The 20,718-nt window shown below is 72.9% G+C and carries 17 protein-coding genes; 13 read left to right on the forward strand and 4 right to left on the reverse strand.

Annotated elements, in window-relative coordinates; genetic code table 11:
- Position 1: 1 nt before the first annotated feature.
- Positions 2–883 carry a hypothetical protein gene (locus Saso_RS05620; RefSeq protein WP_189926301.1) on the reverse strand — a complete coding sequence of 294 codons (882 nt, stop codon included), beginning with the start codon at positions 881–883 and terminating at the stop codon, positions 2–4.
- A 211-nt stretch (positions 884–1,094) separates the two neighbouring features.
- Between Saso_RS05620 and argH the strand changes: the two genes are divergently transcribed.
- The 4 genes from argH to Saso_RS05640 all read left to right on the forward strand — a co-directional run bounded on the left by argH (position 1,095) and on the right by Saso_RS05640 (position 6,084).
- Positions 1,095–2,528, forward strand: a complete 1,434-nt coding sequence (argH, locus tag Saso_RS05625) for an argininosuccinate lyase (RefSeq protein WP_189926300.1) — start codon at positions 1,095–1,097, stop codon at positions 2,526–2,528.
- 98 nt (positions 2,529–2,626) lie between these two features.
- Complete coding sequence (locus Saso_RS05630) at positions 2,627–3,598, forward strand: aldo/keto reductase (protein WP_189926299.1); 972 nt, start codon at positions 2,627–2,629, stop codon at positions 3,596–3,598.
- Between the two features lie 82 nt (positions 3,599–3,680).
- Positions 3,681–4,244, forward strand: a complete 564-nt coding sequence (locus tag Saso_RS05635; protein WP_189926297.1) for a TetR/AcrR family transcriptional regulator — start codon at positions 3,681–3,683, stop codon at positions 4,242–4,244.
- 316 nt (positions 4,245–4,560) lie between these two features.
- Entirely contained in the window at positions 4,561–6,084 is a 1,524-nt protein-coding gene (locus tag Saso_RS05640; protein WP_189926295.1) for an MFS transporter, read from the forward strand.
- Between the two features lie 85 nt (positions 6,085–6,169).
- Here Saso_RS05640 and Saso_RS05645 read toward each other — a convergent pair whose 3' ends face one another.
- Entirely contained in the window at positions 6,170–6,841 is a 672-nt protein-coding gene (locus tag Saso_RS05645) for a lysophospholipid acyltransferase family protein (protein ID WP_189926469.1), read from the reverse strand.
- A 371-nt stretch (positions 6,842–7,212) separates the two neighbouring features.
- Between Saso_RS05645 and Saso_RS05650 the strand changes: the two genes are divergently transcribed.
- From Saso_RS05650 to Saso_RS05660, 3 genes are all read left to right on the forward strand, one after another.
- Positions 7,213–8,394, forward strand: coding sequence for a glycerophosphodiester phosphodiesterase (locus Saso_RS05650; protein ID WP_189926292.1), 1,182 nt, complete (start codon positions 7,213–7,215; stop codon positions 8,392–8,394).
- A gap of 67 nt (positions 8,395–8,461) precedes the next feature.
- Positions 8,462–8,968 carry a sigma-70 family RNA polymerase sigma factor gene (locus tag Saso_RS05655; RefSeq protein ID WP_189926290.1) on the forward strand — a complete coding sequence of 169 codons (507 nt, stop codon included), beginning with the start codon at positions 8,462–8,464 and terminating at the stop codon, positions 8,966–8,968.
- 45 nt (positions 8,969–9,013) lie between these two features.
- Positions 9,014–9,511: a GNAT family N-acetyltransferase gene (locus Saso_RS05660; protein ID WP_189926288.1), complete on the forward strand. Its 498-nt coding sequence runs from the start codon at positions 9,014–9,016 to the stop codon at positions 9,509–9,511.
- Positions 9,512–9,535: 24 nt separating this feature from the next.
- On the opposite strand, the gene Saso_RS05665 is transcribed toward Saso_RS05660, so the two are convergent.
- Positions 9,536–9,952, reverse strand: coding sequence for a hypothetical protein (locus Saso_RS05665; RefSeq protein WP_189926286.1), 417 nt, complete (start codon positions 9,950–9,952; stop codon positions 9,536–9,538).
- A 1-nt stretch (position 9,953) separates the two neighbouring features.
- Positions 9,954–10,313: a hypothetical protein gene (locus Saso_RS05670; protein WP_189926285.1), complete on the reverse strand. Its 360-nt coding sequence runs from the start codon at positions 10,311–10,313 to the stop codon at positions 9,954–9,956.
- A gap of 680 nt (positions 10,314–10,993) precedes the next feature.
- On the opposite strand from Saso_RS05670, the gene Saso_RS05675 reads away from it, so the two are divergent.
- The 6 genes from Saso_RS05675 (at position 10,994) to cobT (ending at position 20,647) form a co-directional block, all read left to right on the forward strand.
- Positions 10,994–12,037, forward strand: a complete 1,044-nt coding sequence (locus Saso_RS05675; RefSeq protein ID WP_189926283.1) for a methionine ABC transporter ATP-binding protein — start codon at positions 10,994–10,996, stop codon at positions 12,035–12,037.
- Positions 12,034–12,771 (forward strand): methionine ABC transporter permease, encoded by a 738-nt coding sequence (locus Saso_RS05680; protein WP_189926281.1) that lies wholly within the window; start codon positions 12,034–12,036, stop codon positions 12,769–12,771. The genes Saso_RS05675 and Saso_RS05680 overlap by 4 nt, the downstream gene beginning before the upstream one ends.
- Before the next feature lie 75 nt (positions 12,772–12,846).
- Positions 12,847–13,674 carry a MetQ/NlpA family ABC transporter substrate-binding protein gene (locus tag Saso_RS05685; RefSeq protein ID WP_189926279.1) on the forward strand — a complete coding sequence of 276 codons (828 nt, stop codon included), beginning with the start codon at positions 12,847–12,849 and terminating at the stop codon, positions 13,672–13,674.
- A 169-nt stretch (positions 13,675–13,843) separates the two neighbouring features.
- Complete coding sequence (locus Saso_RS05690; protein ID WP_189926277.1) at positions 13,844–14,482, forward strand: GNAT family N-acetyltransferase; 639 nt, start codon at positions 13,844–13,846, stop codon at positions 14,480–14,482.
- A gap of 96 nt (positions 14,483–14,578) precedes the next feature.
- Positions 14,579–15,802 (forward strand): precorrin-6y C5,15-methyltransferase (decarboxylating) subunit CbiE, encoded by a 1,224-nt coding sequence (gene cbiE, locus Saso_RS05695; RefSeq protein WP_189926275.1) that lies wholly within the window; start codon positions 14,579–14,581, stop codon positions 15,800–15,802.
- 378 nt (positions 15,803–16,180) lie between these two features.
- Positions 16,181–20,647: a nicotinate-nucleotide--dimethylbenzimidazole phosphoribosyltransferase gene (gene cobT / locus Saso_RS05700; RefSeq protein WP_189926272.1), complete on the forward strand. Its 4,467-nt coding sequence runs from the start codon at positions 16,181–16,183 to the stop codon at positions 20,645–20,647.
- Positions 20,648–20,718: the final 71 nt, after the last annotated feature.

The following is a 20,718-nucleotide window of genomic DNA, read 5'->3' on the forward strand; positions in this document are numbered from 1 at the left end:
GTCACTTGTTCAACGTGCAGGCGGCCAGGGCGTCGAGGCCCTGCGGCTTGGTGCCCTTGCGGCCGATCGAGATGGCGATGCGGTCGATCGTGGACACGCGCTTGTCCTTCAGCGGGCCGAGGATCGCGTTCTGCACGAAGTTGGCGCCACCCTGGCCCACCGTGTTCTGGAGCCGGGTGTTGGCCTCGTTGATCTGGGTCTGGAGCAGCGCGAGGTTGCGGTCGACCTCGGCCTGCGCGGTGGCGGGGATCGCGGGAAGCTGCGAGGCCACGTCCGGGCAGGTGATCGTGCCGACGGCCCCGGCGTTGCCCGCGTTACCGGCGTTGCCCGCGTTCCCGGCGTTGTTGTTGCCGGTGTTCGCGTTGTTGCCCGCATTACCGGCGTTACCGGCATTGCCCGCGTTGCCGTTCGCCGCGCCGCCCGCGTTCGCCGCGCCGCCCGTGTTGAGGGCGCAGCCGGCCAGCGCGTCGAGGCCCTGCGGCTTGGTGCCCTTGCGGCCGATCGAGATGGCGATGCGGTCGATCGTGGACACGCGCTTGTCCTTCAGCGGGCCGAGGATCGCGTTCTGCACGAAGTTCGCGCCGCCCTGGCCGACCGTGTCGACCAGGCGCTTGTTGGCCTCCGCGATCTGGGTCTGGAGCAGCGCGAGGTTGCGGTCGACCTCGGCCTGCGCGGTGGCGGGGATCGCGGGAAGCTGGGAGGCCACGTCCGGGCACGCGATGGTGCCGGGGCTGGCGAGGGTCTGGGCGTTGGTGGCGCCGCTGCTCTTGGACTCCCCGGCGAGGGCGGAGTTGACGACCACCGCGCCGGTCAGAGCCAGCGCGGCGGCCGCGCCGATGACCACCACACGACGCTTGTTGTACTTAGGAAGAGCCCTGGACATGCGGAAGCCTCACTTGGGTCAGGAGTGGGTTGACAAACGCGGCGCCGGCGTTCAGTGGTGAGTACGGGAAAGCGGTTGCCGTTGTTCAAAGTCCTTTTGAAAACTTCTCGGAACCGGGAACCGGGCGGCACCGGGACGCCGGATTGACGATTCATGCAGTGCCCTGCATAATCATGCAGGTCGGACAGTGCAGTCGTGAGGAGCAACGCAAGTGAGCAGCAACAGCGGTGACGTACGGCTCTGGGGCGGGCGTTTCGCCGACGGTCCCGCCGAGGCCCTGGCGAAGCTGTCCGCCTCCGTCCACTTCGACTGGCGGCTCGCTCCCTACGACATCGCCGGGTCGCGGGCCCACGCGCGTGTGCTGCACAAGGCGGGCCTGCTGACCGAGGACGAGCTGACCCGGATGCTCGACGGTCTCGACCGACTCGAGGCCGACGTGGCCGACGGATCCTTCGTGGGCACCATCGCCGACGAGGACGTCCACACCGCCCTGGAGCGCGGCCTCCTGGAGCGCCTCGGCGCCGACCTGGGCGGCAAACTGCGCGCGGGCCGCTCGCGCAACGACCAGGTCGCCACCCTCTTCCGGATGTACCTGCGTGACCACGCCCGGATCATCGGCGCTCTGATCGCCGATCTCCAGGACGCCCTGATCGGCCTGGCCGAGGCGCACCCGGACGTGGCGATGCCCGGCCGCACCCATCTCCAGCACGCCCAGCCGGTGCTCTTCGCCCACCACGTCCTCGCGCACGTGCAGTCGCTGTCCCGGGACGCGGAGCGCCTGCGGCAGTGGGACGAGCGCACGGCCGTGTCGCCGTACGGTTCCGGCGCCCTGGCCGGCTCCTCCCTCGGCCTGGACCCGGAGGCCGTCGCGAAGGACCTCGGGTTCGAGCACGGCAGCGTCGGCAACTCCATCGACGGCACGGCGTCGCGCGACTTCGTCGCCGAGTTCGCCTTCATCACCGCGATGATCGGCGTGAACCTCTCGCGGATCTCCGAGGAGATCATCATCTGGAACACGAAGGAGTTCTCCTTCGTGACGCTGCACGACGCGTTCTCCACGGGCTCGTCGATCATGCCGCAGAAGAAGAACCCCGACATCGCGGAGCTGGCGCGCGGCAAGTCCGGCCGGCTGATCGGCAACCTCACCGGTCTCATGGCGACCCTCAAGGCCCTCCCGCTCGCGTACAACCGCGACCTCCAGGAGGACAAGGAGCCGGTCTTCGACTCCTGCGACCAGCTCGAGATCCTGCTCCCGGCCTTCACCGGCATGGTCGCCACGCTCACCGTCAACCGCGAGCGCATGGAGGAGCTGGCCCCGGCCGGCTTCTCGCTCGCCACCGACATCGCCGAGTGGCTGGTCAAGCAGGGCGTGCCGTTCCGTGTCGCCCACGAGGTGGCCGGCGAGTGCGTCAAGGTCGCCGAGGCCGACGGCAAGGAGCTGGACGGCCTCACCGACGAGCAGTTCGCGAAGATCTCCCCCCACCTCACCCCCGAGGTGCGCTCCGTCCTCAACGTCCCCGGCGCCCTCGCCTCCCGCGACGGCCGCGGCGGAACGGCGCCCTCCGCCGTCGCCGTCCAGCTCGCCGAGGTCAAGGCGGACGTGGCGGGCCAGCACGCCTGGGCGACCGCCAAGGACAAGAAGTAGGGCGACGGCCGGCATCCGGGTCCACGCGCGCGTGAAGCGCAGGCATCGCGGTTACGTTGGTCGGGAACTGTCAAGGAGCCGACCGAACGGAGCCCGGGATGCCCTTCGCCCGCCTCGCCTCAGCGACGACCCCCACCTGCCACCTCGGCCTGGGTCTCGCCGCCGTCGGCCGCCCCGGCTACATCAACCTCGGCCGGGACCAGGACCTCGGGGCGGACCGCAGCGTCGAGGCGCTGCGCGCCCGCACCCATGAACTCCTGGACGCCGCCTACGCCCAGGGCGTCCGCTACTTCGACGCGGCCCGCTCCTACGGCCGCTCCGAGGAGTTCCTCGCCGGCTGGCTGAAGGCCAGGCCCGACGCCGACGACGTCGTCGTGGGCAGCAAGTGGGGCTACACCTACACCGCCGACTGGACCACGGACGCCGAACGGCACGAGGTCAAGGACCACGGACTCGCGACCTACGAGCGCCAGCGTGCCGAGACGGCGGACCTGCTCGGCACCCGGCTGGACCTCTACCAGATCCACTCGGTGACGCCGGACAGCCCCGCCCTCACGGACAAGGAACTCCACGCCAGGCTGGCCGAATCCGCGGCGCAGGGCCTCACCGTCGGATTCTCGACCAGCGGACCCGCGCAGGCCGACGCGATCCGGGCCGCCCTCGCCGTGACCGTCGACGGCGAACCCCTCTTCCGTACCGTCCAGTCGACGTACAACGCGCTGGAGCCGTCGGCGGGTCCCGCCCTCGCCGAGGCCCATGACGCGGGGCTCACCGTGATCGTGAAGGAGGGCATGGCCAACGGCCGGCTCGCGCAGCCGCACGCGCCGGACGCCCTGAAAGCCGTGGCGGCCGAGACGTCCCTGGGGTGCGACGCGGTCGCCCTCGCGCTGGTCCTGCGGCAGCCCTGGGCCGGAGTCGTCCTGTCGGGTGCGGCGACCGCGGGCCAGCTCGCCTCCAACCTGCACGCGGCGGTCGTGGACCTCGACGACGACCAGGTCGAGCGCCTGTCCGCACTGGCGGAGGAGCCGCGCGCGTACTGGGAGAAGCGCGCCACCCTGCCCTGGCACTGAGGCGACACCCTCCGGTAGCGGTATCTGAGCCGCCCACGCCCCACGTGAGACATGAATGTCTCACGTGGGGTACCCTTGTCTCATGGCTGTCGATCGTGATCACGTGCTGCGCGGTGCCGCGGCCCTGTTGACCCGCAAATCCACCGCGACGATGGACGAGGTCGCCAAGGCGGCCGGGATCAGCCGGGCCACCCTGCACCGTCACTTCGCCGGCCGCGACGCGCTCGTCCGCGCCCTGGAGAGCCTCGGCATCGAGGAGTGCGAGACCGCCCTGGACGCGGCGCGGCTGGACGAGGGTCCGGCGCCCGACGCCGTGCGCCGGCTCGTCCGGGAGATCGAACCGGCCGCGGGTCTGCTCGCCTTCCTCTACACCGAGAACCAGCTGTTCGAGGGCGAGGAGCAGAATCCGGGCTGGACCCGGATCGACGAGCGGATCGCCGCCCTGTTCCGGCGCGGGCAGCTCGACGGTGAGTTCCGCATCGACCTCACGCCCGCCTGGCTCACCGAGGCCCTCTTCGGCCTGCTCGCCTCCGGCGCCTGGATGGTGCAGTGCGGCAGGGGCGCCCCCAAGGACTTCCCGCACATGATCGTCGAGCTGCTGCTCGGCGGCGCCCTGCGGCAGCCGCCCTCCGGGCCCCCCGCGTAGCGGGACCCCGCCCGGCGGCCCGGTCGAGGCCCTCGTCGCGGCCCGCTCGACGGCACCCCGCGGGGGAGCACGCCGCCCCCGCCCACCGCACTCCACGCCCCGGCGCTCCCGCGCCCCGGCACCCACGCACCCCGGCACTCCGGGCATCCCCACACCCGTATCCCGGCACCCACGCACCACAGCACTCCGGGCACCCCACCACCCACGTGGCCCGTCACTCCCCTCACCCACGTATCCCGGCACTTCCGCACCCCCCAGCACACACGCACCACGCGCTCGCACCCCCCGGCGCCGACGCACCACGGAGAGAGGAACCATGACCAGCACCCTGCGGCCGGCGGCCACGACCGAGGCGGTGAAGCGCCCGGACCGCTGGCTCGCGCTCTCCGTCCTCGTGCTCGCCGTGCTGCTGGTGGCCGTCGACGCGACCGTCCTCGGTCTCGCGACCCCCTACATCAGCGAGGACCTCGAACCCTCCGGCACCCAGCTCCTGTGGATCGGCGACGTCTACTCCTTCGTCATCGCCGGCCTGCTCGTCTCCATGGGCAGCCTCGGCGACCGCGTCGGGCGCAAGCGGATCCTGCTCGTCGGAGCCACCGCGTTCGGCCTGATATCGGTCCTGAACGCCTACGCGACGAGCCCGGGGATGATGATCGCCGCCAGGGCCCTGCTCGGCGTCGCCGGCGCGACCCTGATGCCCGCCACCCTCGCCCTGATCCGCAACCTCTTCCACGACCCGCGCGAACGCAGCCTGGCGGTGGGCATCTGGGGCGCGACGGCCTCCGCGGGCACCGCGGTCGGCCCCATCGTGGGCGGCTTCCTGCTCGGGCACTTCTGGTGGGGCTCGGTCTTCCTGATCAACCTGCCCGTGATGGTCGTCCTGGTCGTGGTCGGCATCAGGACGCTCCCCGAGTCGCGCTCGCCGAAGCCCGGACCGTGGGACCTGCCCAGCGTGCTGCTCTCCCTGGTCGGCATGATCGGCGTCGTCTACGCCGTCAAGGAGGCCGCGTCGCACGGCTTCACCTGGGTGGCGCTCGCCACCGGCCTGCTGGGCGCGGCCGCGCTGTACGGCTTCGTCCGCCGCCAGCTGACCCTTCCGGCGCCCCTGCTGGACATGCGGCTGTTCCGCGACCGCGGCTTCAGCGGCGCGGTCCTGGCCGACCTGCTGACCATCCTCGGCCTGTCCGGCCTGGTGTTCTTCCTCTCCCAGTACCTGCAACTCGTCCAGGGCAGGCGGCCCTTCGAGGCCGGTCTGGCCGAACTGCCCGCCGCCGTCGGCGCGGTGGCGGCCGGCCTGATCGCGGGTCGGGCGGCCCGCCGCTTCTCGGTACGGGCCGTGGTCTGCGGCGGTCTCGCGGCGATCGGTCTGGCGCTGGCCTTCCTCACCACGATCGGCCGGTCCACCGGGTACCCCCTGCTGGGGACCGCGCTGCTGGTGGTCGGCGTGGGCGCCGGCCTCTCCTTCACGGTGACCTCGGACGTCATCCTGAGCTCCGTGCCGAAGGACCAGGCGGGCGCCGCGTCGGCGGTCTCCGAGACGGCGTACGAACTGGGCGCGGCCCTGGGCATCGCCGTACTCGGCTCGATCGTGACGGGTGTCTACCGCGACTTCACCGGCCCCGCGGGCACTCCCGCGAGCGCCCACGAGTCACTCGGCGGCGCGGTGGAGGCGGCCGGCCACCTGCCGGCGTCCACGGCCGCGGAGATGCTGTCGTCGGCCCGCGAGGCGTTCGTCGACGGCCTGGGCACGGCGGTCGGAGTGGGCGCGGCGGTGCTCCTGGCGACGGCGGCGGCCGCCTGGTTCCTGCTCAGGGGGCAGCGGCTGGACCACTCCGGGTAGGCGCACCCGCCCCCACAGGGGGACAGCCGCAGGTCGGCCGCACGGGCGGCACGGGCGCGAGGTGTCCCGCAGGTCGACCGAAGGGCTACGCGGCCTTCGCCTTCGTGGCGTACATGTCGACGTACTCCTGGCCCGACAGCCGCATGACCTCGGTCATCACCGAGTCGGTCACGGCCCGCAGCACATAGCGGTCCCGGTCCATCCCCTCGTACCGGGAGAACTCCATCGCCTCGCCGAACCGGACGGTGACCCGCCCGGGCCGGGGCATGCCCGCACCGCCGGGCTGGAGCTTGTCCGTGCCGATCATCGCGAAGGGGACGACCGGCGCACCGGTCATCAGCGTCAGCCGGGCGATGCCGGTGCGGCCCCGGTACAGCCGGCCGTCGGGGGAGCGCGTGCCCTCGGGGTAGATCCCGAAGACCTTCCCCTCCTCCAGGACCCGGCGACCGGTCATCAGCGCCGCCACACCGCCCCGGCCGCCGTCGCGGTCGACCGGGATCATGCCGACCCCGGTGAAGAACCAGGCCATGAGCCGGCCCTTGAGGCTCTTGCCGGTGACGTACTCGTCCTTGCCGATGAAGAACACCTGCCGGTCGCACACGAGCGGCAGGATCATCGAGTCGATGAACGTGAGGTGGTTGCCGGCCAGGATGACGGGGCCGTCGCCGGGGATGTGCTCCGCGCCCTCGACCCGAGGGCGGAACATCAGGCGCATGACCGGGCCGAGCACTGCCTTGATGAGCACGAAGCGGGACAACGAGCCCTCCGATGTCAAGGGAAAACGGTATGAGTCTGTGCAGGTGAGGACGATACTCGCGGGCCCGGGGGTGACGCACATCGGGTCACCCAGGTCTTACGTACTGTTGACGTACGTTTACCTGTGCGGGCGTATCGCCGCCGCCGCGGAACACGGCCGGAACACGATCGGCGGCGGTGTCGCTCGTGTCCTGCGACGACCGGCTTCCCCGGTCGGCCCCACCCAATCAGCCGAGTCCGACGACCCGTCACATGTGCGTACGGTACAAGCCATCCGGCGTCCCCCGCGTGTTGGCGCCGAGGTCTCCCGACGGTCATGTCCACGCCCCTACGATCGGCGCGCACGGACGAGCCGACGGCAGGAGGCCCCACATGGGAACGCAGGGCACGCAGGAGTCGAACCAGCAGACGGGCGCGGGCGGCACCGGACGGCGGGCGCTCCTCGGCGCCGCCGTGCTCGGTGCCACCGGGTCGGTCCTCGGACTGGCGGGCACGGCGAACGCCGCCGAGCGGTCCCGTTCCGGCAAGGGCCTCGGGAGTCTGCCGGTGCCGACGATCATCGGCCACCGCGGGGCCAGCGGCTACCGTCCGGAGCACACCCTCGGCTCGTACCAGCTCGCCCTCGACCTCGGCGCCGACATCGTCGAGGCGGGGGACCTCGTCCCCACCCGGGACGGCCACCTGGTCTGCCGTCACGAGCCGGAGATAGGCGGCACGACGGACGTCGCCTCCCGTCCGGAGTTCGCGGGCCGCCGGACCACGAAGGTGCTCGACGGCGTCTCCACGACCGGTTGGTTCACCGAGGACTTCACCCTCGCCGAGCTGAAGACCCTGCGCGCCGTCGAGCGCATCCCGGCCAACCGCCCGCACAACACGCTCTACGACGGCCGCTGGGAGATCCCCACCTTCGAGGAAGTCCTGAAGTGGCAGGACGAGCAGACCCGCAAGCGCGGCAAGCAGGTCTGGATCTACCCCGAGACCAAGCACCCCACGTACTTCCGCAAGCTGGGCCTGGGCCTGGAGGAACGGGTCGCCAAGCTGCTGCACAAGCACGGCAAGGACCGGAAGAACTCGCCGGTCGTCCTTCAGTCCTTCGAGCCGAGCAGCATCCAGCGCCTGAACAAGCTCGTCGACAACCCCCTCGTCGTACTGCTGTCCGGCGCGGCCACGCGCCCCTGGGACTTCGTCGAGGCGGGCGACCCGCGCACCGTCGCCGACCTGATCACGCGGGCCGGCCTCCGGGAGATCGCGGGCTACGCCCAGGGCATCGGCCCCACCCTCGACCTGGTGATCCCCAAGGACGCGGCGGGCAACCTCACCACCCCGACCACCCTGGTGAAGGACGCCCACGCGGTCGGTCTCATCCTGCACCCGTACACCATGCGCAACGAGAACCCCTTCCTGCCCGCGAACTTCCGCAAGGGGACGGACGCGGACGCCTACGGCGACTCCTTCGGCGCGTTCCGCACCTACTTCGCGACCGGTATCGACGGTGTGTTCACGGACAACCCGGACACCGGACTGCTGGCCCGCGCGGACTTCGTCAACGGCTGAGTCCCCGTTGGAGTGACAGTCGGCCGCCCGTGCAACCGCCGGCCCGGGCGGCCGCATCGTCCGGCACATGACGCACGACCTGCTCACCACCCTGCGCCCGCTCCTCGCCGCGGAGGCCTCGGCCGAGGCCCACGCCACCGGTACCGAACCCGGCGACCTGGAACAGGCGGTCTGGCTCCGTCTGCTGGAGCGGCTCGCCGGCGACGGACCGCCCTCCGACCCGCCCGCGTGGCTGCGCAGGGCCGTGCGCGCCGAGGCCCGCCGCACCCGCCGTACGACCCGCCGTGAGCGGCCCTACGACGGCGACCCCGCCGACGACACCGACCGCGGCCCCGAGCAACTCGCCCTCGCCGCCGCCCGGCACCGGGCCCTGCGCGAGGCGGTGCACCGGCTGCCCGGCCGCTGCTCCGGTCTGCTCCAGGCGCTCCTCTCGCCGAGGGACCTCACCTACCGCGAGATCGCGGGCGAGTTGGGTATCTCACAGGGCAGTCTCGGACCGGAACGTTCCAGATGTCTGGGATGTCTGCGGCGTTTGCTGGCCCCGGAGGTTGCGGCCCGCGAAGTGCGGGGATAGGAGTGAGGGACCACAGGCGATCAGGTGAGCGGGAGGCGTGCGCACATGGGCATGAGCGTGACCATCTCGGTGGCGACCGAGCAGGATGCCGAGCAGATCTTCAGATTGCAGTACCTGTGCTTCCAGAGTGAAGCCGCGCTGTACGCCAACTACCGCATCGCCCCGCTCGTCCAGAGCCTCGACTCGGTCCGGCAGGAACTCGCGACGGACTGCGTCTACGTGGCCCGGCTCGGCGACGAGGTGGTCGGCTCGGTACGGGGCAACCTCACCGAGGACGGCGCCGCCGCCATCGGCAAGCTCTGTGTCCACCCGCGCCTGCAAGGTCACGGCATCGGAGCGCGGCTGCTGCGCGCCGCCGAGGCGGCGCTGGCCGAGGAGCGCGGCGCCAAGAAGTTCCGCCTGTTCACCGGCCACCGCAGCGAGGGCAACCTCCGCCTCTACCGCCGCGTCGGCTACGAGACGGTCGGCACCTCCCAGGGCGCGGACGGCGTGCCCATGATCGTCCTGGAGAAGCCGGCCGGGGAGTACGCGGCCACCGCGTGACGCCCCCCGTCGGCGCCCCGGCCCCTAGGCCGTCGCCGTGCGGGACCTGCGCAGCCAGTACAGGGCCGACAGCGGCAGCAGCACCGGGATGAACACGTAGCCCATGCCGTACTGCGACCACACCGTGGAGTCAGGGAAGGCCGACGGCTCCACCAGGGTCCAGGTGCCCACGACGAGCACGCCCGCCAGTTCGGCGGCGCAGCACACCTGCGCCGCCCTGCGGGCCTTCTCGCCGCCCCGCACCAGCGAGTACGTGATGAAGCCGTACACCACGCCCGCCACCGCCGACAGCGTGTACGCCAGCGGCGCCCGGTCGAACTCGGTCGCGATCTGGTACGCCGACCGCGACACGGCCCCGACCACCATCACGCCGTAGAACCACACCAGCAGGATCCCGGGCCCGCTGATGAGCCGGTCCGGCTTGCCCTCCACCGATGTCATCTCAGCTTCCCCAGATGTCGAAGAGACGGACTTCGAGCACGGCGAGCACCACACCGCCCGCGGCGGCCGTCACCGAACCCCAGCGGGACCGCTCGGACAGCGACATGATCCCCGCCGCGGGGATGCACGCGAACGCCCCCAGCAGATAGGCCACGAAGATCGTCGTGCCCTGCTCCGGCTTCTCGCCCCGCGTCAGCTGCACGATCCCGACCACCAGCTGGATCAGGGTCAGCAGGAAGACCACGGCCATCCCGATGAAGTGCCAGTCCTTCGTCGGCTGGTCGCGGTAGGCGGCCCAGCCGCACCAGGCGGCCAGCAGCAACGCGGCGACGCCGGTCACCAGCGTCAGGGCATCAAGCATGCAGCGACCTTATTACGGGGCGGTGGACCGCCTTCGCGGGGGCCCGTACGAAGGTTCGCGCACCGGGGCCGGGTACGAGTGGAGCGCGGGCGGAGCCCGGACGGAGCCCCGGCGGAGCGCCGACCGGCCGCGCGAGGGTGTGCGCCCGCCGCGCGGGGTGCGCTGTCCGTGGTCGTGGCGTTGGCCACAGGCGGTCGGGTGCGGCGGCGCGGCGGGGCCGGCGCGCGCGGACGTCGTCCGCCGTGCGGGGGCTGGTCAGGAGCGGGGGAGCGGCGGTGCCCGCACGGTCCCGGCGCGGTCCGGGGTCGCGTCCACGGGTGTCCGGCATGCGGACAGCGGGGTCTTGGTCAGGACCGTACTTCTGCTTTACTGATGCTCATGACCACGACGAGCAGCCGCACCCTTGCGACCGAGGCGACCATGACGCCCGGTGCTCGCTGTATGTGTCGAATGTGCGCCTTCTAGAGGGCCCCCGCACCACCCCCGAGCTCGCGCCCCGAAGCGAGACGCCGTGGCACGTCCGTACGCCGCACGCCCGCCGTACGTGACGCACGCCGCGCCCCGCGCACATGTTTCTCCCGGTTCCCCGCCACAGCGAGAGCCGTGTCGCGTCCTGACAGCCTGCACCCGTGCGCCCGGGCCCACCCACGCCCGCGCACTCGACAGTGACGGAATCCCACGTGATCACCACCACGGGCCTCACCAAGGTCTACCGCTCACGCGGCCGTGAGGTCACCGCCCTCGACGGCGTCGACCTGCACGTCCGCGAAGGCGAGGTGTACGGCGTCATCGGCCAGTCCGGCGCCGGCAAGTCCTCGCTCATCCGCTGCATCAACCTCCTGGAGCGCCCCACCGCCGGCACGGTCACCGTCGCCGGACAGGACCTCACCGCGCTCGCCGGGCGCGGACCGCGCGCCGGCAAGGAGCTGCGGCAGGCGCGCAGCCGTATCGGCATGGTCTTCCAGCACTTCAACCTGCTGTCCGGCCGGACCGTGCGGGACAACGTCGAACTGCCCCTGGAGATCCTCGGCGTCTCGGGGAAGGAACGTTCCCGCAAGGCGCTGGAGCTGCTCGACCTGGTCGGACTCGCCGACAAGGCGAAGGCCTTCCCGGCCCAGCTCTCCGGCGGCCAGAAGCAGCGCGTCGGCATCGCCCGGGCACTCGCCGGCGACCCCAAGGTGCTGCTCTCCGACGAGGCGACCAGCGCCCTCGACCCGGAGACCACCCGTTCCATCCTCCAGCTGCTGCGCGACCTCAACCGGCAGCTCGGCCTGACCGTCCTGCTCATCACCCACGAGATGGACGTGGTGAAGTCGATCTGCGACTCCGCCGCACTGATGGAGAACGGCCGGGTCGTCGAGTCCGGCACGGTGAGCGAACTGCTCGCGACCCCCGGCTCCGAGCTGGCCGACGCGCTCTTCCCGGTCGGCGGCGAGGCCACCGGCGAGGACCGCACCGTCGTCGACGTCACCTTCCACGGCGAGGCCGCGACCCGCCCCGTCATCTCCCGGCTGTCGCGCACCTACAACATCGACATCTCGATCCTCGGCGCCGCCATCGACACCGTCGGCGGACTCCAGGTGGGCCGCATGCGCATCGAACTGCCCGGCCGCTACGAGGACAACGTGGTGCCGATCGGCTTCCTGCGCGAACAGGGGCTCCAGATCGACGTCGTGGACGACGCGGACCGTGCCGCCGTCCTGCTGAAGGAAGGTGCCGAGTGACCTGGTCCGAGATGCAGCCCCTGCTGTCCCAGGCGTGTTGGGACACCCTCTACATGGTCGGCTGGTCCACGCTCATCGCCGTCGTCGGCGGCCTTCCGCTCGGCGTCCTGCTGGTCCTCACCGACCGCGGCGGCCTGTTGCAGAACCTGGTGGCCAACCGGGTGCTCGGACAGGTGGTGAACGTGGCCCGCTCGCTGCCGTTCATCATTCTCATGGTCGCGCTGATGAACTTCACGCGCACGATCACCGGGACCACCATCGGCCGTGAGGCCGCGATCGTGCCGCTCGCCGTCGGGGCCGTCCCGTTCTTCGCCCGCCTGGTCGAGACGGCCGTCCGCGAGGTGGACGGCGGACTCGTCGAGGCCGTGCAGGCGATGGGCGGCAACACCTGGACCATCGTGCGCAAGGTCCTGGTGCCGGAGTCGCTGCCCTCGCTCATCGCGAGCACCACGACCACGATCGTCGCGCTCATCGGCTACTCGGCGATGGCCGGCACGGTCGGCGCCGGCGGTCTCGGCGACATCGCCATCCGCTACGGCTACCAGCGTTTCGAGACCGAGCTGATGTGGGTCACGGTGGCGATCCTCGCCGTCGTCATCTCGCTCATCCAGTTCGCCGGCGACTTCGCGGCACGCTCCCTGCACCGCCGCGGCGGCCGCTCGGGCCCCGCGCCCAGGCTCCGCCTGCTGAAGGCCAAGGAGCCCGCGGCCGCCGACGTCGGCAAGGTCGCCTGAGCCCCGGACGGGGCACTCCCACAGACTCCCGCACACCCCACGCGGGCCGCTACACCCTCAGGAAAGGCACTTTTCGTGCGTAACACCGCAAAGCTCACCACCGCAGTCCTCGCCGTCGGCACCCTCACCCTGGGGCTCACCGCCTGCGGTTCGGACAAGGACTCCGCCTCCGACACGAGCGGCCCGCTGGTCGTCGCCGCGAGCCCGACCCCGCACGCCGAGATCCTGAACTTCGTCAAGGACAAGCTGGCGAAGAAGGCGGGACTCGACCTGGAGGTCAAGGAGTTCACCGACTACGTCACGCCGAACACGGCGACGGAGGACGGTTCGGTCGACGCCAACTACTTCCAGAACCAGCCGTACCTCGACGACTTCAACAAGAAGAACGGCACCCACATCGTGCCCGTCGTCACGGTCCACCTGGAACCGCTCGGCCTGTACTCCCACAAGGTCAAGAGCGCCGACGCCCTCAAGAGCGGCGCGACGGTCGCCGTGCCGAACGACAGCGTCAACGAGGCCCGCGCCCTCAAGCTGCTCGCCGCGAACAAGCTCATCACGCTCAAGGACGGCGTGGGCAACGACGCGACGCCCGCGGACATCACCGCCAACCCGAAGAAGCTCAAGTTCAAGGAGCTGGAGGCGGCCCAGACCCCGCGCTCCCTGGACGACGTGGACGCCGCCGTCATCAACGGCAACTACGCCATCGAGGCCGACCTGAAGCCCGCGTCGGACGCCCTGGTCCTGGAGTCCGCCACGGACAACCCCTACGGGAACTTCCTCGCGGTGAAGGACGGCAACGAGGACGACCCGCGGGTGAAGAAGCTCGCGAAGCTCCTCACCTCCGCCGAGGTCAAGAAGTTCATCGAGGACACCTACGACGGTTCCGTCATCGCCTCGTTCTGAACGGCCGGACCGGCCGGGTGACCGGCGCTCACGCGCGGGGTCCGCACCGTCACCCGGTGCGGACCCCGTGGTGTGGTTCCCGGCCCCCATGCTGCATGCTGGGCAGTTCAGCGGGCCCTGACGGGTCGGCAGGTCACACCCCGAGGTCCCGAAGGTTACGGAGCGGCGCATGACGAGCACCTTCCCCACCATCTCCATCAGCACGGAGCGGTTGGTGCTGCGTCCCTTCGACGAGGACGACGTGCCGGCCTTGGCCGACATGATGAACGACGAACAGGTCGCGGCCTGGACCTCCGTCCCCCAGCCCTACGACCAGGCGGCCGCCCGCCGCTGGATCACCGAGCAGGCGCCCGCCGAACGGGCCGCGGGCCGCGGTCTCGACCTCGCCGTCACCGAGTTCCTCACCCAGCGGCTGGTCGGCGTCGTCCGGCTCGCCACGACCGACTGGCACGTGCGGTCCACCGAGCTGTCGTACATCGTCGCCCCGTGGGCGCGCGGTGAGGGCTACGCCTCCGAGGCGGCGCTGGCCACCGCCCAGTGGCTCTTCGACCACCAGGGCTTCGAGCGCGTCGAACTGCGCACGGCCGCCGACAACACCGCCTCCCAGCAGGTCGCGCAGAAGATCGGCTGTATCAGCGAGGGGGTGCTGCGCGGCGCCTGCATAGCCCGCGCCCGTACCGAGGACGGCACCTGGACCGACGTGCGCACCGACTACATCGTGTGGAGCCTCCTCCCGGAGGACCTGGAAGGCGCGGGCGGCCCCTTCGCGGAGAGCGGCGGCTTCACCTCGTACACCGACTGGAACTGACCTCGGGACCGGTGCCACCACCGTTGCCGTGACCCGCCGACCAGGTACCCTCACGGAGCCCGCTGCCTGCGTGAACCCCGGGGGAGACTGACGACGATGGCCGACCGCGTCACGGTGATCGGCTGGGACGGTTCGCCGCTGACCGCAGCGGCCCGCTCGGCCCTGGGAGCCGCCACCCTGGTGGCCGGCGCCCCCCACCATCTGACGCTGCCCGAGGTGCCGCCCGCGGCGGAACGCGTCCGGCTCGGCAGTGTCTCCCTCGCCGCCCGCCGCATCGCCGGCCACCGCGGCACCGCGGTCGTCATCGCCGACGGCGACCCCGCCTTCTTCGGCGTCGTCCGCACCCTGCGCGCACCCGAGTTCGGCCTGGAGGTCGAGGTCGTCCCGGCCGTCTCCGCCGTCGCCGCCGCCTTCGCCCGCGCCGGCATGCCCTGGGACGACGCCCAAGTGGTCGTCGCACACCGGCGTACCCTGCGCCGCGCGGTGAACGTGTGCCGCGCCCACACCAAGGTCGCCGTCCTCACCTCCCCGGGCGCCGGCCCCGCCGAACTCGGCCTGCTCATGGAGGGCGTGCACCGCACGTTCGTCGTCTGCGAGGAACTCGGCACCACCCGCGAACAGGTCAGCGTCGTCACCTCCGACAAGGCCGCCGACCACACCTGGCGCGACCCCAACGTCGTCATCGTCATCGGCGGTTCCACCGGGCCCGCCGCCGCCGCGGACGGCGGCTGGATCGCCGGCCGCGACCCGGGCACCGGCCCGCGCGGCTGGGCGCTGCCCGCCGGGGCGTACGACGGCGAACTCGGCGAGGGCGAGGCTCCGCTGCTGCGCGCCGCCCAACTCGCCCGGCTCGGCCCGCGCGTCGGCGACCTCGTCTGGGACATCGGCTGCGCGAGCGGTGCCTTCGCGACCGAGGCCGCGCGTGCGGGCGCCGCCGTCATCGCCGTCGACCGCGACATCGAGGCGTGCGCCCGCACCGACGCCTCGGCGCGCCGGTACGGCGTCCAGCTCCAGATCGTCCACGGCACCGCCCCGCACGTCCTGGAGAACCTGCCCGAACCGGACGTCGTCCGGGTGGGCGGCGGGGGAGCGGCCGTGATCTCCGCGGTCGCCGACCGCCGTCCCCAGCGCATCGTGACGCACGCCGCGACCCGCGACGCCGCCGAACTCGTCGGCCGGGACCTGTCCGAGCACGGGTACCGCGTCGAGTGCGCCCTCGTCCAGTCCGTCGAACTCGACACGCGGGCCTGGACGGAGCGGGAGCGCACGGTCGCCTTCCTCCTGACCGGAGAAATCGTGCGGAGCGCGTCTCCCCGCTGAGTCCGCGGCCGGGTGACGGACGGGGGACCGTGATCCTGTTGTCGTACCGCGCGCGGTAGGCTGGCCGATCGTCGTACCGCTTCCGTTCGCCCGGCTTTTCGTCGGTCAATGTCCGGAAAACGCATCCCTTTTGGGGTGGGTGTGGTACGGCAGAACCGGAGGGTGCGCAACGTGGCGCAGTCCACAGCGGAGCGTCGCGGATCATGCTGTCGCGACGCGACCACGACCGGGACAATGCCACTGAATGGCTTTGTCGCTTTTTCGGGCGGGTCGTTCGTGCCGCTGGGCAGGGACGCTCGTTCTTCACTGGGGGCGGTCGGTGCGCCGTTCCGGGTGAGCTGGTCGTAGAAGGCACTAACCGATGGGCGAGGGGTACGCATGACCGACACCGGCCAGGTTCCGGGCGAGGGACTGCCGGAGAACGCAGGCATGGTGGAACAGCCGGGCGCCCCCGCGCACGGTGCGTACACCTACCTCTCCGAGACCACCGCCGAGGACGAAGACCTGTTGCTGCTGCCGGGTGCCCAGAGCGCGTGGGGCAACGAGGTGGCGCCGCCGGCCCCGGAACCGGTGGTCGAGACGGTGCACGAGCCGGGTGCGCACGAGACCGGCGGCCGTGACAGCGGCTCGGTCGACCTCAGCGGCGTCCGGCTGCCCGGCCCGTCCGTGCCGCAGACGGCCCCGCGCCGCCCCCTGCACCTCGGTCCGCCGATCCCCGACGCCTCCGCGAGCCCGGTCCGCTCCCTCGCCGACCGGGGTCCGGCCGGCGCGCCGGTGCGGCAGCCGGGTCCGTCGGCCGCAGGCCCGGACTACCTCGACGCCCCCCAGCTGCGCGAGCCGGCCCCGCAGGGCGCGTCCCCCTGGGGCGCCGCGCAGGCCACGGCCCAGGCGCCGGTCGCCCACGGGGTGACGGCTGCCGAAACGGTTGTTCCGGCACCGGCCGCGGCACCGCAGCGGCCCGAGCCGGTCGGCGTCGCCCAGGCCGTCGTGGCCCGGGTCGCGACCGAGGCGATCGCCGCGACCGCCGCCCAGGAGACCCCCGCGGCGCCGGAGACCGCCGACGCCGTCACCGAGACCGTGCGGACCACGGCGCCCGTGGCCGGTTACGGGCTCGTCGACCCCGGAGAGCTGCTCGGAGCCGCGATGATGGCGGAGGCCGAGCAGGAGGCTCCGTTCGCCGAGGACGGGCAGCCGGGACAGGAACAGCCCGGCGTCCCCTCCGCCGGTGACGGCGAGACGCCCGGCGTGCCCGGGGTCACCGCCGTCGCGGACACCGCGGCCCCCGTGCCCGCGGGCGAGGAGCCCGAAGAGTCGCCGAGCCCCGAGACCGCGCCCGCGCAGGACCAGCAGGCCGCCGCCCCGGCGGACGGCCGACCGGCCGAACCCGTCGTGGCCGAGCCGGCGAGACCGGCCGAAGCCGTGGCACACGCCGAAGCGGCGGATCCGACGGAGACGGCAGCACCGGCGCAGGCCTTCGAGGCCGCCGGGGCCGTCGAGCCCGTGGGCGTTCCCGAGGCGGACGCCGGACAGGCGGCCGTCGCAGAGGTGACCGGGGCCGCTCAGGCGAGCCCGGCCGAGGCCGGCCCCGAGCACGAGGCTTCAGCGACGCAGGCGCCCGTGGAACCCCAGGAGACACAGGAGCCCCACGCCGGCCCCGGCGAGAACCCGACCCCGGCCCCGGCCGACGAGGTGTCCGCCGACGAGTCGGTTCCGGCCGTCGGTGTCCTTCCCGTGGCCGACCCGGGCGCTGCCTCCGAGACCACAGGGATCTCCGAGGCCACACCCCCGCAGACTCCCGTACCCGAAGCCGCTGAGGCGTCCGCGCCCGCGCCGACGGTGATCCCCGACGCGCTCGGACCGGCGACGCCCGCCACGGAAGCGGCCGTGACCGCGCCCGCGGCCGGGACGGCCGACACGCCCGCCGAACCGGAGGCGCCCGCCACGCCGCTGGTCGAGGCCGTCACGGCTGCCGAAGCCCCCGCGCTCGCCGACGCGGCCGTGGCGCCCGTCGCGGCCGCCCCCGAAGAGCCCGCCGCGCCGCCGGCCGAGGCCGGGCCCGAGTCCGCGTCGCCGGTGGACAACGCTCCGGAGCCGGCCGAGGCGGCGGCTGCGGACGTGCACCCGGTGCCCGCGCCGCAGTCGGACGCGCAGCTCCCGTCGGACGCGCAGCTCCCGTCCGACGTGCAGCCCTCGTCGGTGGCGGAGGCCGGGCAGGTGGCTCCCGTCCCGGTGTCCCAGGAAGCGGACCTCGCGTCCCACACCCCGGACGAGCCGGTCGCGGAGACGGCCGTCGCGGCCGGTCCCGAAGCCGTGCCCGGATCCGGACCCGCGGCCGTGACCGCGGTCCCCGCCGAGCAGTCGGCACCCGTCCTCGCCGCACCTCTCGCGGGGCCTCAGCAGCAGCCCCAGCCCCAGGGACTTCCGGACCCGGAGCCCGTGTCGGAGCCGCAGACGGCCTCCGCCCCGGAACCGGTGACCGCCGTCTCGCCCGTCGAGGCACCGGCCGGGTCCGCCGCCGCCGCCGGGTCCTTGGCCCCCTCCGTGGAGGCGTCCGACCCCGCGCACCCGCAGCAGCCCGTGACGGTCGCGTCCACCGGTCTCCCCGTCACCGCCCCCGAGCCGCTCGCCGACGCCCCCGCAGTGGAACCCCTCGCGATGGCCGCCCCCTCGGCGGGACCGGACCGGGTCGGCCCGGCGAACGGGCCGCGCGAGCCCGGCCGGGCCGACGCGCCCGAGCCGGCGGACGGCGCGGTGCGGCTCGTCGCGGACCAGCCCCTGAACCGGTTCGTGCCGGTCGAGGGCACGGTGCCCACCACCCCGCACCTGGCTCCCACCCCGCCGCACCCCCTCACGCTCCCCACGCAGGAGCAGGCCCCCGACGCGGTGGCGGACGGCCCGCGGACCGCCGGCACGCCCGGCGCGCAGCCCGCCGTCACCGTCCCCGCTCCCCGCGGGGCCGCCCCCGCTCCCGCCCCGGCGATCCCGGACACGGAGCACCAGACCGACGCCGACCACGACCCCGAGGTCGCGCAGAGCCCGGAGGACCTGGAGACCAGGGCCGCCGACCAGGAAGAGGGCCCGGCCGCAGTGGAAGAAGCGCAGGAGTCCACCGGCCCCGCCGCACCCGCGTACGACGACGCCGAGCGCGAGGCCGTGCTCAAGGTCATGCGGGAGCGCCGGGACATCCGCAACGGTTTCCGCGCCGACCCGATCCCGCACGAGGTGCTGCTGCGTGTCCTGGAGGCCGCCCACACCGCGCCCTCCGTCGGCCACTCGCAGCCCTGGGACTTCGTCGTCATCCGCTCCGCCGACACCCGGCGCGCGATGCACGAGCTGGCCACCCGTCAGCGCGACGCCTACGCGAAATCGCTGCCCAAGGGCCGGGCGAAGCAGTTCAAGGAACTGAAGATCGAGGCCATCCTCGACACCCCGGTGAACATCGTCGTCACCGCCGACCCGACCCGCGGCGGCCGGCACACCCTCGGCCGGCACACCCAGCCGCAGATGGCGCCGTACTCCTCCGCGCTCGCGGTCGAGAACCTGTGGCTCGCCGCCCGCGCCGAGGGCCTCGGCGTCGGCTGGGTCAGCTTCTTCGACGAGCGGGAGATGGTCCGCGCGCTGGGCCTGCCCGAGCACCTCGAAGTCGTCGCCTACCTGTGCGTCGGCTACGTCGACGAGTTCCCGGACGAGCCCGAGCTGATGCAGGCGGGCTGGGCCAAGCGCCGTCCGCTGTCCTGGGTCGTCCACGAGGAGACGTACGGCCGTCGCGCGCTGCCCGGCGAGGACCCGCACGACCTGCTCGCCGAGACCGTGGCCAGCGTCCGGCCGCTCGACGCCAAGGCGCTCGGCGAGGCCTGGGAGCGGCAGAAGCGGATGACGAAGCCGGCCGGCGCGCTCGGCATGCTCGAGATCATCTCGGCGCAGCTCTCCGGGCTCTCCCGGCAGTGCCCGCCGCCGATCCCGGAGCCCGCGGCCGTCGCGATCTTCGCCGGTGACCACGGCGTGCACGCGCAGGGCGTCACTCCCTGGCCGCAGGAGGTGACGGCCCAGATGGTCGCCAACTTCCTCGGCGGGGGAGCGGTCTGCAACGCCTTCGCCACCCAGGTGGGCGCCGAGGTCTGCGTGGTGGACGTGGGCGTCGCCGCCGACCTCCCCGCCACCCCGGGTCTGCTGCCCCGCAAGATCCGCGCGGGCACGTCCGACATGACCACCGGTCCCGCGATGACCCGCGAGGAGGCCAAGCAGGCCATCGAGGTCGGGATCGAGACCGCCCGCGACCTGGTCGCGGCCGGCAACAAGGCGCTGCTCACGGGTGAGATGGGCATCGCCAACACCACGGCGTCGGCGGCCCTCATCTCGGTCTTCACGGGCGCCGACCCGGCCGAGGTCACCGGCCGGGGCACGGGGATCAACGACGAGACCCTCGCCCGCAAGACCGAGGTCGTGCGCCGCGCCCTGGAGGTCCACCAGCCGGACCCGGCCGACCCCATCGGCGTCCTGGCCGCGATCGGCGGCTTCGAGCACGCGGCGATGGTCGGCCTCCTCCTCGGCGGCGCCTCCCTGCGCACGCCCGTGATCCTGGACGGCGTCAGCGCCGGCGCCGCCGCCCTGGTCGCCCGCGCCATCGCCCCCGAGGTCCTCGCGGCCTGCATCGCGGGGCACCGCAGCGCCGAACCGGGGCACGTCGCCGCCCTGAACAAGCTGGGCCTGCGACCCCTGGTCGACCTCGACCTCCGCCTCGGGGAGGGGACCGGCGCGCTGCTGGCCCTGCCGCTGGTGCAGAGCACGGCCCGCGCCATGCACGAGGTGGCGACGTTCGACTCGGCGGGCGTGACCGAGAAGTAGGGCCCGTTCCGGGGCCGGCGGGCACGCGCTTGTGCTGCCCCCGGCCCCGCCGCATGCTGAACCCACCTCTA

Source organism: Streptomyces asoensis (genome assembly GCF_016860545.1).
Classification (GTDB): domain Bacteria; phylum Actinomycetota; class Actinomycetes; order Streptomycetales; family Streptomycetaceae; genus Streptomyces; species Streptomyces asoensis.

Excerpts from the sequence above, each read along its gene's own strand:
- Saso_RS05620 (WP_189926301.1), bottom strand. The coding sequence starts at position 883 with ATGTCCAGGGCTCTTCCTAAGTACAACAAGCGTCGTGTGGTGGTCATC.
- Saso_RS05630 (WP_189926299.1), top strand. The coding sequence starts at position 2,627 with ATGCCCTTCGCCCGCCTCGCCTCAGCGACGACCCCCACCTGCCACCTC.
- Saso_RS05635 (WP_189926297.1), top strand. The coding sequence starts at position 3,681 with ATGGCTGTCGATCGTGATCACGTGCTGCGCGGTGCCGCGGCCCTGTTG.
- Saso_RS05640 (WP_189926295.1), top strand. The coding sequence starts at position 4,561 with ATGACCAGCACCCTGCGGCCGGCGGCCACGACCGAGGCGGTGAAGCGC.
- Saso_RS05650 (WP_189926292.1), top strand. The coding sequence starts at position 7,213 with ATGGGAACGCAGGGCACGCAGGAGTCGAACCAGCAGACGGGCGCGGGC.
- Saso_RS05655 (WP_189926290.1), top strand. The coding sequence starts at position 8,462 with ATGACGCACGACCTGCTCACCACCCTGCGCCCGCTCCTCGCCGCGGAG.
- Saso_RS05660 (WP_189926288.1), top strand. The coding sequence starts at position 9,014 with ATGGGCATGAGCGTGACCATCTCGGTGGCGACCGAGCAGGATGCCGAG.
- Saso_RS05665 (WP_189926286.1), bottom strand. The coding sequence starts at position 9,952 with ATGACATCGGTGGAGGGCAAGCCGGACCGGCTCATCAGCGGGCCCGGG.
- Saso_RS05670 (WP_189926285.1), bottom strand. The coding sequence starts at position 10,313 with ATGCTTGATGCCCTGACGCTGGTGACCGGCGTCGCCGCGTTGCTGCTG.
- Saso_RS05690 (WP_189926277.1), top strand. The coding sequence starts at position 13,844 with ATGACGAGCACCTTCCCCACCATCTCCATCAGCACGGAGCGGTTGGTG.
- cbiE (WP_189926275.1), top strand. The coding sequence starts at position 14,579 with ATGGCCGACCGCGTCACGGTGATCGGCTGGGACGGTTCGCCGCTGACC.
- cobT (WP_189926272.1), top strand. The coding sequence starts at position 16,181 with ATGACCGACACCGGCCAGGTTCCGGGCGAGGGACTGCCGGAGAACGCA.